Below are 12,341 nucleotides of genomic sequence, written 5' to 3'. Positions count from 1 at the left end.
GGCGCGGCCGGCCGGGCCCGGCGGCGGCGCAGCACGACGAGGACGCCCGTGCCGGCCGCCAGGGTGACGCCGGCGCCGAGGACGCCGGCGAGGGCGCCGGACGCGCGCTCGTCGGCGACGTCCTTCACCCGGTAGTCGGCCAGCGGCGAGTCCTCGACGGCGTGCGCCCGCTCCTCGCGGTCGAGGCCCTTGTCCCGGGCGACCTTCTCCAGCCCGTCGGGCGTGCTCGCGGCGTAGTAGCTGACGCCGCCGGCGAGCACGGCCGTGACGGCCATGGCGGCGAGAGCGAAGCGGCGCCGCGGGCGGGGGGCGCGCGTGGATGCGGCCGGGGCGCGTGGTGATTCCGCCGGGGCGCGGGTCGCGGCGCGGGCGCCGTGGACGAGGTCGGGGCGGACGGCCATGACCGCGCTCACCGTCATCGCCGTGATCACCGCCTCGCCCACGCCGATCAGCGCGTGCACCCCCGTCATGGCCGCGAACACCGTGCCCACCGGTACGTCCGTCGTCCCGCCGAGCGCGTAGAAGAGGGTGAACGCGCAGGCCGCGGCCGGGACCGAGACCAGCGCCGCGCCGAACGACGCGAACGTCACCGCGCGCGGCCCGCGCGGCAGCACCGCCAGCAGCCCGCGGAACACCGCGTAACCGACGACCGTGGTGACCACCGCCATGTCGGTGATGTTGACGCCGAGCGCGGTGAGGCCGCCGTCCGCGAAGAGGAACGCCTGGGCCAGCAGGACCACCGTTATGCACAGCAACCCCGTCCACGGCCCGGCGAGGACCGCCGCGAGGACGCCGCCCAGCAGGTGGCCGCTGGTGCCCGCGGCGACCGGGAAGTTCAGCATCTGCACGGCGAACACGAACGCCGCGACCAGGCCGGCGAGGGGCGCGGCACCCGCTTCCTGCTCCCGGCGCGCGCCGCGCAGCGCCAGTGCCACGGCGGTGGCCGCGGCGACTCCCGCGGCGAGGGAGACGGGTGGGTCGATGTATCCGTCCGGTACGTGCATGGGGCGCCCACTTTCGGTCCGTGCCGATCGTGTAGGGGTGAACCGCTCGCATGATGGGCGCGTTGCGAAGCTCTCGCAAGAGCGTGCGGCGCGCGCTTGCGCGCCCCCTGCGGGGTGCTGTGCCCCGGTCCCTCCCCTTCGCCGCTTCCCGGGGGCAAGCCCCCCGGACCCCCGAAACCGCGCTCCGCGCGGTTGTCCTCAAACGCCGGACGGGCTGATTCAGCCCGTCCGGCGTTTGAGGACGAGCGGCGCAGCCGCGAAAGGGGGGTCTGGGGCGCAGCCCCAGGAAACGGCGAAAGGGCGGGACCGGGGCACCTCCCCCTACAGCGCCGCCCTGCTACCCGTGCTCACCGCCCGAGTAGCCGTAGCCCCCAGCCTCGCGTCCTCAGCGACCTGGGCAGCGGTGAGCACATAACCCGTCTCCGCGTTCGCCGTGGACCGAGCGAACACCACCCCGTACACCTTCCCCGAAGGAGTAAGCAGCGGCCCGCCCGAGTTGCCGGGCCGAACGGTCGAGCGCACGGAATACACCTGCCGGGTGGCCAGGCCGTCCCCGTAGATGTCCTGCCCCTTGGCCCGCAGCTCGTTGGCGACGGTCGCCGCCCGCAGGTCGAGCCCCCCGTTCTCCGGGAAGCCCGCGACGACCGCGGCGTCGCCCCGCTTGGCGCTCTTGTCGAAGGGCAGCACCGGCGCGTCCAGCCCGGGCACGTCGAGGACGGCGACGTCCGTCTCGGGGTCGAAGAGGACGACCTTGGCCCGGTGCGGACGTCCGACGCCGCCGACGCGGACGGTCGGGTCGGTGACGCCGGCGACGACGTGCGCGTTGGTCATCACGTGCTGGGCGGCGTAGACGAAGCCGCTGCCCTCCTGGCCGCGCCGCCCGCCGTCGACGTCGGCGACGCCCTCGACCTTCACGACGGACGTCCGGGCGGCGCGGTTGGCGGCGACGGTGACGGCGTCGCCGGAGGGCTTGGCGACGCTGGTGGCGGGCTCGTTCTCGAACGGGTTGAAGACCTGGGGGAAGCCGGCGCCGGTGAGGGCGTCGGTGGTCCGGCTGAACCAGGTCGGGGCCTGTTCCGGCATGGCGTCCTGGACCGCGCCGAGCACCCGGGAATCACGTATCTGGCCGGTCAGCAGGGTGGAGTTGGCCGAGACGAAGACGCTGGCGGCGACCCAGGCCACCAGCAGCACGGCCAGCGAGTTGACGACCGCGCCCCCCGCGCCGTCCACACCGCGCACCGGCGCCCAGGTCAGCCGCCTGCGCAGGCTCCAGGCGAGCCGCCCGGCCAGGGCGTGTCCGAGCACGGCCGGGACGAGGACGACGAGGACGGCCACCACGGCGGCGGACGACGAGCCGGGTTCGAAGTGGCCGACGATCGAGGGCAGCACCCAGACGCCGAGGACGGCGCCGCCCAGGAAGCCGGCGAGCAGGACGGCGCTCGCGACGAGGCCGCGCCGGAAGCCGGAGACGGCGTAGCCGAGGACGACCAGGAGCAGAAGCACATCGAGCAGGTTCACCAGTGGAGCCCTTTCCCTTCACCCGCGCCCCCGACCGCGGCCACGGTCGCATGCCCCCGTGGATTAGGGAAAACGCGCGTTCCCGCATGAACGGTTCCCCGGCGTGGGCTTCGCCACGTCCGGCGGGAATCTCCACAACGGGAACGGGCCCGTCCCCCCGCCGTGGCGGAAGGACGGGCCCGGGGCGCCGTATACGGACGTAAGACGCGGGTCAGTCGAGGGTCAGACGCGCGTCAGTCGCGGGTCGGCGTCCGGGTCGGGGTCACCGGCCCGGTCCGCCTTGTCCGCGGGCGCGGACTCGTCCTCGGGCGCGGACTCCGAGGCCAGCTGCTTCTGCAGCCCCTCCCCCTCCACGTCCACGTTCGGCAGGGCCTTGTCCAGCCAGCGCGGCAGCCACCAGGCGGCCTTGCCGAGCAGCGCGAGGACCGCCGGGACGATGGCCATGCGGACGATGAACGCGTCGAAGAACACGGCGATGGCGAGGCCGAAGCCGATCATCTTGATCATCGACTCGGAGGAGCCGATGAACCCGGCGAAGACGCTGATCATGATGACCGCGGCGGCCGTGACCACCCGCGCGCCGTGCCGGAAGCCGGTCACCACGGCCTCGTCCGGGCTCTCGCCGTGGACGAACGCCTCCCGCATCCGGGTCACGAGGAAGACCTCGTAGTCCATGGCCAGGCCGAAGACCACGCCGACCATGAAGATCGGCATCATGCTCATGATCGGGCCGGTCTCCTCGACGCCGAACACCCCGCTGAGCCAGCCCCACTGGAAGACGGCCACGACCGCGCCGAGCGCCGCCACGACGGAGAGCAGGAAGCCCAGGGCCGCCTTGAGCGGCACGAGCACCGACCGGAAGACCACGATCAGCAGCAGGAAGGCGAGGCCGACGACCAGCGCCAGGTAAGGCAGCAGCGCGTCGTTCAGCTTCTGCGAGACGTCGATGTTCATCGCCGTCGTGCCGGTGACCAGCACGGTCGCGCCGGTCTCCGCCTTCAGCGAGGCGCCCTTGCCGCGGATCGCGTGGACCAGGTCCTCGGTCTTCTCACCGCTCGGCTTGGAGTTGGGGACGACGGTGAACATCGCCGTGTCGCCGCCCTTGTTGGGCATCGGCGGCGTGACCGCGGCCACGTCGGCCAGCCCGCCGACCGTCTTGGCGACGGTCTGGGCCGCCTGCTTCGGGTCCTTGGCGCCCTTGGCGTCCACGACGACCATCAGCGGCCCGTTGTAGCCGGGGCCGAAGCCCTCGGCGATCATGTCGTACGCCTTGCGCTGCGTGGTCTTCACCGGCTGCGAGCTGTCGTCCGGCAGACCGAGCTGGAGCGACGCGGCGGGCGCGGCGAGCGCGCCGAGGCCGACGATGCCGGCCACCAGCACCCACACCGGGCGGCGCAGCACGAAGCGGGCCCAGCGGGTGCCCATGTTGGGCTTCTCCGCGGCACTGCCCTCGTCCGCGGTCCTGGCCTTGCGGACCTTGCGGGCCAGCACCTGGCGGCCGGCGAAGCCCAGCAGCGCGGGGATGAAGGTGAGCGCGACGAGGACGGCGATGACCACCGTGCCGGCCGCGGCCATGCCCATCTTGGTGAGCATGGGGATGTTGACGACCGCGAGGCCGACGAGGGCGATGACGACGGTGAGGCCGGCGAAGACCACCGCGGAACCGGCGGTTCCGACCGCGCGGCCCGCGGCTTCCTCCCGTTCCCGGCCCTCGGCGAGCTCGGCCCGGTAGCGGGAGACGATGAACAGCGCGTAGTCGATGCCGACCGCGAGGCCGATCATCATGGCGAGCGTCGAGGTGTTGCCGGAGAGGCCCAGCACGGACCCGAGCGCGGCGATGGACGAGACGCCGATGCCCACCCCGATGAGCGCGGTGAGCAGCGGGAGTCCGGCCGCGACCAGCGAACCGAAGGTGATCACCAGGACGACCGCGGAGACGATGATGCCGATGATCTCGGTGGACCCGGTCTCGGGCATCTTCTGCAGGGCGCTGCCGCCCATCTCGACGGTGAGTCCGCTCTCCTGCCCGTGCTTCTGCGCCGCGTCGAGGGTGTCGCGGGAGGCGTCGGTGAGCTTGTTCGAGGCTTCCTTGTAGGTCACCAGCACGTACGCGGTGCTGCCGTCCTTGCTGACGGTGTGCGCCTGGAACGGGCTGGGGGCCGACGCGACCTGCGGGCCGGTCAGCTCGCCGACGACCTTCTCGACGGCGGCCTTGTTCTTCGGCTCGGTGATCTTCTGGCCGTCGGGGGCCTGGAAGACGACGCGCGCGGAGGCGGCGTCGGCCTTCTGGCCGGGGTAGCGCTCGGCCAGCAGGTCGAAGGCGGTCTGCGCCTCCGTGCCGGGTATGGAGAAGCTGTCGTCGGTGGACTTGGAGGCGGTGGCGGCCCCGGCGCCGGCGAGGCCCAGGAGCAGCACCCAGGTGAGGGCGACGTACCAGCGGCGCCGGAAGGCGAGCCGGCCGAGTTTGTAGAGGAAGGTGGCCACGAGGAGATGGGCTCCCGTCGGGTCGGAGAACGAGCAACTGGCAGTGGGGAACCAGCCCGACGACGAGAGCGGCGCGCCAGGTGGGTCGGTGGGGAGGTATGAGGTTGTCCGCGGTGGGGGCCGCGGTGTGTGGGGGATATGAGCCCGTGGGGGATACGAGCCTGTGGGGGATACGAGCCGGGGCTCAGCGGCCGAGGGCGGGGAGCACCACGGCGTCGACGAAGCGGGCGAGGTAGGCGGCGTCCGCCGGCCGGTCCTCGATCAGCGGGCGGGTGATGAAGGCGCCGAGCACGGTGTGCGCGACGAACTCCATCGCGGGGGTGTCCGCGGGGATCTCTCCGCGCTCCACGGCCCGGTCCAGCAGCAGCCGGAGCGCCGCCTTCTCGGGTTCGATCAGCAGTTCGCGCAGGGCGCGGTGGAGGTCGGGGTTGCAGTGGACGGCGTGTCCGAGGCCCCGCATCAGGGCCGCGTCCCGTTCCATCTGCTCGGGGTCCGCGCAGGCCGTCAGGGCCAGCAGGTCACCGCGCAGGGTCCCGGTGTCGATGTCCGCGACCGTGATCGGCTTGGTGTGCCGCAGCGCGCTCGCGACCAGCTCCGGCTTGCCCTTCCACTGCCGGTAGAGGGTCGCCTTGCTGGCCCGGGTGCGGGCCGCCACGGCGTCCATGGTCAGGGCCTCGTAGCCGACCTCGCGCAGGATCGCGAGGACGGCCTCGTAGAGCTCCGCCTCCCGTTCCGGCGTGAGCCGGGTGCGGCGCACCGGCGGGGCAGTGGGTTCCTCCGGCATGGCACACCTCCGTGGCCGGGCATCAAGTGAACGAAACGGTTTCGTACAGTACGAGCGTACGGCGCCCCTCAGCGAAACGACGCCGTTTCGCACGTGGCGTGCGTCACGTGCGCCGGACCGCGCCCGCCCGGGTTGCCGGTGGGCCGAACGGTGGAAACCATGAAGTGGTGAGCGATGCCTACCTGAGGTACCCCCATCTCCACGGTGATCTGCTCTGCTTCGTCGCCGAGGACGACCTGTGGCTGTCCCCGCTGCCGGGGACGGAAGGCGGCAAGGACCGGGCGTGGCGGCTGACCGTCGACCGCACCCGGCTGGGCCACCCGCGGTTCTCCCCCGACGGCACCCGGATCGCCTTCACCAGCTGGCGCAGCCTCGACCCCGAGGTGCACCTCGTCCCCGTCGACGGCGGCCCGGCCCGCCGGCTGACCTACTGGGGCAGCACGGACGCCCGGGTCTGCGGCTGGACGCCGCCGGGCCGGGACGGCGGCGGCAGCGACATCCTCGCCGTCTCCTCCCACGGCCAGCCCTTCTCGTACTTCTCCTGGGCCTACCGGCTGCCCACCGACGGCAGCCCCGGCCTCCGCCTGCCCTGGGGCCCGGTGTCCGACATCGCGATGCGCGGCGGACACGGCCCCGGCGACGCGCCCGGCGAGACGCTGCTGCTCACCGGCAAGCCGCCGCACGAGCCGGCGTCCTGGAAGCGCTACCGGGGCGGGGCCACGGGACGGCTGTGGCTGATGGAGAAACGGCTGGTGCCGGAGGTGAACGGCCACCTGGACGCGGTGATGTTCGTCGGCGACCGGATCGCGTTCCTCTCCGACCACGAGGGCGTCGCCAACCTCTACTCCTGCCGCCCGGACGGCACCGACCTCCGCCGCCACTCCGACCACGCCGACTTCTACGCCCGGCACGCCTCCACCGACGGCAGCCGGGTCGTCTACCAGTGCGCGGGCGACCTGTGGCTGGTGGACGACTTCGGCCCGGACGCCGTCCCGCGCCGGCTGGACCTCCGGCTCGGCGGGCCGCGCGCCGGACGGCGCACGTACCAGGTGCAGGCCGCCTCGCACGTCGACGCGCTGGCCGTCGACACCACGGGCCGGGCCAGCGCCGTCCAGGTACGCGGCAGCCTCTACTGGCTGACCCACCGCGACGGCCCGGCGCGGGCCATCGCCGACACCCCGGGCGTCCGCGTCCGGCTGCCCGAGATGCTCGGCTCGACGGGCCGGGTCGCGTACATCACGGACGCGGAGGGCGAGGACGCCGTCGAGATCGCCCGGCTGCCGAGCGCGGCGGGCTCGGCGGAGCACCGGCGGCTGGCGGCGGGCCGGATCGGGCGGGTGCACGAGACGCTGTCGTCGCCGGACGGCTCGCGGCTGGCGATCGCCGCGCACGACGGCCGGCTGCTGCTGGTGGACACCTCACCGGAGGGCGACGGCGAGGTGAGTGAACTGGTCCGCTCCGACAACGGCCCGGTCCGCGACCTGGCGTTCTCCCCCGACTCCGGCTGGCTGACCTGGTCCCACCCCGGCGTAGGCCGCTCGCTGCGGCAGATCAAAATCGCGCGCCTCTCCGACCGGATGGTCGTGGACGTGACCAACGGCCGCTTCGAGGACGAGCAGCCGGTCTTCACCCGCGACGGCCGCTACCTCGCCTTCCTCTCCTGGCGCGGCTTCGACCCGGTGTACGACGTGCACACCGGCGACCTGTCGTTCCCGCTGGGCTGCCGCCCGTACCTCGTCCCGCTGTCCTCGGCGACCCCGTCGCCGTTCGCGCTGACGGCGGAGGGCCGGCCGGCCGGCGGCGGGCTGGACGTCAGCGACACGGCCGGCGCGGAGGCCGGGGGCCCGGTGACCGTGGAGACGGAGGGGCTGGAGAGCCGGGTGACGCCGTTCCCGGTGGCCGCCTCCAAGTACTCGCACCTCCGGCCGGTGCACGGTGGCGGCCTGGTGTGGCTGCGCTGGCCCATCTCGGGCGCGCTCGGCGAGACCTTCGCCAACCCCGCCGACACCTCCGGCCGCCCCACGCTCGAACACTTCGACCTGTGCAAGGCCAAGCGCACCGAACTCACCGCGTCCCTCGACTGGTTCGAGGTGAGCGGCGACGGCACGCGGCTCGTCGTCAACGACGAGGGCGACCTGCGGGCCGCGCCCGCCACCGAGTCCGGGGACCCCGACTCCGTCGTCCACATCGACATGCGCCGCATCCTGCACGAGGTGGACCCGGCCGCCGAGTGGCGGCAGGCGTACGCGGAGGCGGGCCGGATCGTCCGCGCCTACTTCTGGGAGCCCGGCATGGGCGGCGTCGACTGGGACGCCGTCCTGGAGCAGTACCGTCCGCTGGTCGAACGCGTCGCCTCCCCCGACGACTTCGCCGACCTGCTCCGCGAGGTCATGGGCGAACTCGGCACCTCGCACGCCTACGTCATCGGCTCCCGCCGCAACGAGGGCCCGCCGCACTACCAGCGCGCCATCGGCCTGCTCGGCGCCAACCTCGTCCGCCTCAAGGACGGCCGCTGGGCGGTGCGCCGCATCCTGCCCGGCGACTCGTCCGACTCCAAGGCCCGTTCGCCGCTGGCCGGTTCGGGCATCCGGGAGGGTGCCGTCCTCACGCACGTCGACGGCCGTCCCGTGGACCCCGTCACCGGCCCGTACCCGCTGCTGGCCGCCGCCGGCGGCACCACCGTCGAGCTCACCTTCGCCCCGGCGGAGGGCGAGGGCCCGTCCCGCCGGGTGGCGGTGGTCCCGCTGGTCGACGAGCGCCCGCTGCGCTACCAGGACTGGGTGGCCAAGCGCCGCGCGGTCGTCCGCGAGCTGAGCGGCGGCAAGTGCGGCTACCTGCACATCCCCGACATGGGCGGCTCCGGCTGGGCCCAGTTCAACCGCGACCTGCGGATGGAGATGTCCCGGCCCGCCCTCATCGTGGACGTGCGCGGCAACGCGGGCGGCAACATCAGCGAACTCGTCGTGGAGAAGCTCACCCGGACCATCATCGGCTGGGACCTCACGCGGGGCGCCCAGCCGGTGAGCTACGCCTCCAACGCGCCGCGCGGCCCCATCGTCGCCATCGCCGACGAGATGACGTCCTCCGACGGCGACATGATCACCGCCGCGTTCAAGCTCCAGGGCATCGGGCCGGTCGTCGGCCTGCGCACCTGGGGCGGCGTCATCGGCATGACCGGCCGGCACCGGCTCGGCGACGGGACGGCGATCACGGTGCCGATGAACGCCGCCTGGTTCGACGGCTACGGCTGGGGCGTCGAGAACCACGGCGTGGAACCGGACGTCGAGGTCGACCGCACCCCCCTGGACTGGGCCGAGGGCCGCCACAAGCAACTCGACGACGCGGTCCGCCTGGCCCTGGACCTCCTGGAACGCCACGGCGCGACCACTCCGCCGGACTACACGGACGTACCGGACAGGTCCCGCCCGGACCTCCCGCCGCGCGGCTAGCCCGTCCGGCGCTTGAGGACGCGCACCGCAGGTGCGCTCGGGGGTGCGGGGGCCCGCCCCTGCAAGAAACGGGACGGGGCGGGGCTGGGGACAAAACCCCAAAGGGCGCGCCCTGGAACCAGGACGCGCCCTCACCCGACCGAGCCGGACCGGCTCAACCACTCAACCGATCAACGACCCGCCGCTCAACCCACGACGTCAGCGATCGTCAATCTCATCGCGAATGTCGTCGAGCGACCCCTGCCGCCCCTGCTCCTGCTTGCCCTTCACCCGATCCTGCGCCTGCTGCCCCCGCTGCTGAGCCTGCTCCTTGGCCTGCTGAGCCTTCTGCTTGGCCTGCTGGGCCTTGCCCTGCATCTGGTCCTTCATGCCCATGGGTGTTCACTCCTCGGAGAGATCAAACCGATCGAACCGGGACCAGCCTCACACGCTCCGACAAACACCGCATTTCGATCAGTGACGCTCCGTACTCACTCTCCCCGCGTCCCCACGACGAGCATCAGCAGCCCCACCAGCCCCCAACAGCCCCGGCGCCCCGGCCGACGCGAGCCGCGGCCCGAACCGCCGCATCTCGCGCCGTGCCCCCAAGGCGGTGAGCGCGGGCAGCAGCCCCCGTACGGGCTGGGCGCCGCGCAGCCACCACTGGGCGTACACATGCGCCGACCGCCGCTCGATCCCCGCCACGAGCCGCTCGACGGCGGGGTCGAGCGGATACGTCCGGTTCGCCGGCCACGGCAGCCGCTTCCGCATCTCGCGCATCACATCGTGCTCGTCGGCGCCGCGCACCATGTCGGTGTCCGTCCAGCTCAGGTAGCCGACGCCGACGCGTACGCCCCGGTGGCCGACCTCGGCGCGCAACCCGTGCGCGTACGCCTCGACGCCCGCCTTGGACGCGCAGTACGCGGTCATCATCGGCGCGGGCGCGATGGCGGCGAACGACGCGATCTGCAACAGATACCCGCGACTCTCGACGAGACGAGGAAGAAAAGCACGCCCAGTCACAGCGGACCCAATCAGATTCACCTCCACGACCCGCCGCCAGACCGCGAAGTCGCAGCCGTCCAGCGGACCGCCGCCGGCCACACCGGCGTTGGCGACCACGACGTCGACCCGCCCGAAGCGCGCACCGACCTCCTGGGCCACCTGCTCCATGGCCTCCTGGTCGGTGACGTCGGCATGCCAGCAGGCCGCTTCCGTCCGCAACGTGCCGGCGACCCGGCGCAGTTCGTCCGGCTCCAGCCCCACGAGGGCGAGCCGCGCGCCGCGCGCCGACAGCTTGCGGGCCAGCAGCTCGCCGACCCCGCGGGCCGCGCCGGTGACGACGGCGACCTGCCCGGCGAGGGCGTCCCTCCGGTACGCCGCGCTCATCGGGCCACCACCCCTTCACCGCGCCCCGCCGCTACGCCCGTACGAGGCCGCCGAGGTTCCCGCAGCACTTGGTACTCCTGGAGGTCCACCCGCCGGGTGATCCGCCGGAACTCGGCCGTCGTCCCGGGCCAGGCGGTGGTGTTGCGCCCCTCGGAGTCGAGGTACCAGCTGTCGCAGCCCCCGGTGTTCCACACGGTCCGTTCCATCCGCCGCTGGAGGCCGCGGTTCCAGGCGTTGACGGCGGACGGCCGGGCGACGAGCGCGGTCCGCCCGCCGAGTACGTCGAGTTGCCGCAGGAAATCGGCGAGATAGTTGAGCTGCGACTCGATCATCAGGATCATCGAGCTGTTCCCGAGACCGGTGTTGGGCCCGATGATGAAGAGGAAGTTGGGGAACCCGGCGGCGGTGGTGCCGCGCAGCGCGGCCATGCCGTCCTTCCACTGCTCGGCGAGCGTGGTGCCGTCCGCGCCGGTGATCCGCTGGGCGATCGGCATGTCGGTCACCCGGAAGCCGGTGCCAAAGACGAGCACGTCGGCCTCGGCGCGCGTACCGTCGCCGGCGACGAGTTCGGACCCGCGCACCTCGGCCAGCCCCGACGCCACGACGTCGACGTTCGGCCTGGTCAGCGCCGGGTAGTAGTCGTTGGAGAGCAGGATGCGCTTGCAGCCGATGCGGTAGTCGGGGGTGAGCCGGGCGCGCAGGTCCGGGTCTTTCACGGCGCGCCGCAGATGCGCCCTGGCGACCGCCTCCACCAGCCCGAGCCGGTCGGGCCGCTTGGTGAACGCCCCCACCTGCAACTCCCGTATCCCCCACAGCATCCCGCGCCGGGCGGCGCGCGTGGCCGGCACCTTTCCGTGCAGCCACCGCTCCACTCCCGTGATCCGCCGGTCCGCGCGGGGCAGGACCCAGGCCGGGGAGCGCTGGAAGAGGGTGAGCCGGTCGACGTCCGGCTGTATCCCGGGGACGATCTGGATCGCCGACGCGCCGGTGCCGACGACCGCGACGCGCTTGCCGCGCAGGTCGGTGCCGTGGTCCCAGCGGGCGGAGTGGAAGACCGGCCCGGGGAACGTGTCGAGCCCGGGGACGTCCGGCAGCCGCGGGTCGGAGAGCGGCCCGGTGGCGGAGACGACGAGGTCGGCGGTGTACGCGCCGGAGGCGGTCTCCAGCTCCCACCGCATCCCCTCACCGTCCCACCGGGCCGCTCTGACCTCGGAGTTCAGCCGCAGATGCGGCCGCAGCCCGAAGGTGTCGGCGACGCGCTCCAGGTAGGCCCGGATGTGCGGCTGGCCGGAGAAGTTGCGCGGCCACTCGGGGTTGGGCGCGAAGGAGAACGAGTACAGGTGCGACGGGACGTCGCAGGCGCAGCCCGGATAGGTGTTGTCCCGCCAGGTCCCCCCGATGGCGTCGGCCCGTTCCAGAACGACGAAGTCCGTCACCCCCTCCCGCCGGAGCCGTATGGCCGCCCCCAGTCCCCCGAACCCGGATCCGATCACCGCCACGCGCACGTGCTCGGCCATGCCACTGCCTCCCGGATCGCTCGGCATTGCGCCAGTGATTGCTGGCACGATGCGAGCGTAGGGGCGCTTCGTACCGAGCGGTAGGGGTGCGGGACAAGGAAGTTACCCCGGGTCGCACCCCCTCCAGCCCGTCCGGCGTTCGAAGACAGTGCGCGCGGCGTGCTTCGAGGGTGCGGGGGCGCAGCCCCTGCCAGAAAAGGGAAGGGGCGGGACAGGG

The 12,341-nt window shown here is 73.1% G+C and carries 8 protein-coding genes; 1 reads left to right on the top strand and 7 read right to left on the bottom strand.

The genetic code is table 11. The features are described 5' to 3' along the window. The 4 genes from JNW98_RS20065 to JNW98_RS20050 all read right to left on the bottom strand — a co-directional run. Positions 1-1,004: energy-coupling factor ABC transporter permease (locus tag JNW98_RS20065; protein WP_223769642.1), on the bottom strand; the 1,004-nt coding region annotated here is incomplete at its 3' end. A 321-nt stretch (positions 1,005-1,325) separates the two neighbouring features. Beyond that, positions 1,326-2,522: a MarP family serine protease gene (locus JNW98_RS20060; protein WP_223769641.1), complete on the bottom strand. Its 1,197-nt coding sequence runs from the start codon at positions 2,520-2,522 to the stop codon at positions 1,326-1,328. 222 nt (positions 2,523-2,744) lie between these two features. Beyond that, entirely contained in the window at positions 2,745-5,006 is a 2,262-nt protein-coding gene (locus tag JNW98_RS20055) for an MMPL family transporter (RefSeq protein WP_223769640.1), read from the bottom strand. Positions 5,007-5,190: 184 nt separating this feature from the next. Beyond that, positions 5,191-5,790, bottom strand: coding sequence for a TetR/AcrR family transcriptional regulator (locus JNW98_RS20050; protein ID WP_223769639.1), 600 nt, complete (start codon positions 5,788-5,790; stop codon positions 5,191-5,193). A 164-nt stretch (positions 5,791-5,954) separates the two neighbouring features. Between JNW98_RS20050 and JNW98_RS20045 the strand changes: the two genes are divergently transcribed. After that, positions 5,955-9,239 (top strand): S41 family peptidase, encoded by a 3,285-nt coding sequence (locus tag JNW98_RS20045; protein ID WP_372459282.1) that lies wholly within the window; start codon positions 5,955-5,957, stop codon positions 9,237-9,239. Between the two features lie 198 nt (positions 9,240-9,437). Here JNW98_RS20045 and JNW98_RS20040 read toward each other — a convergent pair whose 3' ends face one another. From JNW98_RS20040 to JNW98_RS20030, 3 genes are all read right to left on the bottom strand, one after another. Then, positions 9,438-9,614, bottom strand: coding sequence for a hypothetical protein (locus JNW98_RS20040; protein ID WP_223769637.1), 177 nt, complete (start codon positions 9,612-9,614; stop codon positions 9,438-9,440). 78 nt (positions 9,615-9,692) lie between these two features. Beyond that, positions 9,693-10,607 (bottom strand): SDR family oxidoreductase, encoded by a 915-nt coding sequence (locus tag JNW98_RS20035; protein ID WP_223769636.1) that lies wholly within the window; start codon positions 10,605-10,607, stop codon positions 9,693-9,695. Next, on the bottom strand, positions 10,604-12,124 hold the full coding sequence (locus JNW98_RS20030) for a flavin-containing monooxygenase (RefSeq protein ID WP_223769635.1): 1,521 nt from the start codon (positions 12,122-12,124) through the stop codon (positions 10,604-10,606). The genes JNW98_RS20035 and JNW98_RS20030 overlap by 4 nt, the downstream gene beginning before the upstream one ends. Between the last annotated feature and the right edge of the window lie 217 nt (positions 12,125-12,341).

The organism is Streptomyces huiliensis, from assembly GCF_020037025.1.
GTDB classification, from domain to species: Bacteria; Actinomycetota; Actinomycetes; order Streptomycetales; family Streptomycetaceae; genus Streptomyces; species Streptomyces huiliensis.
This window is presented reverse-complemented; position numbering and strand designations above follow the sequence as displayed.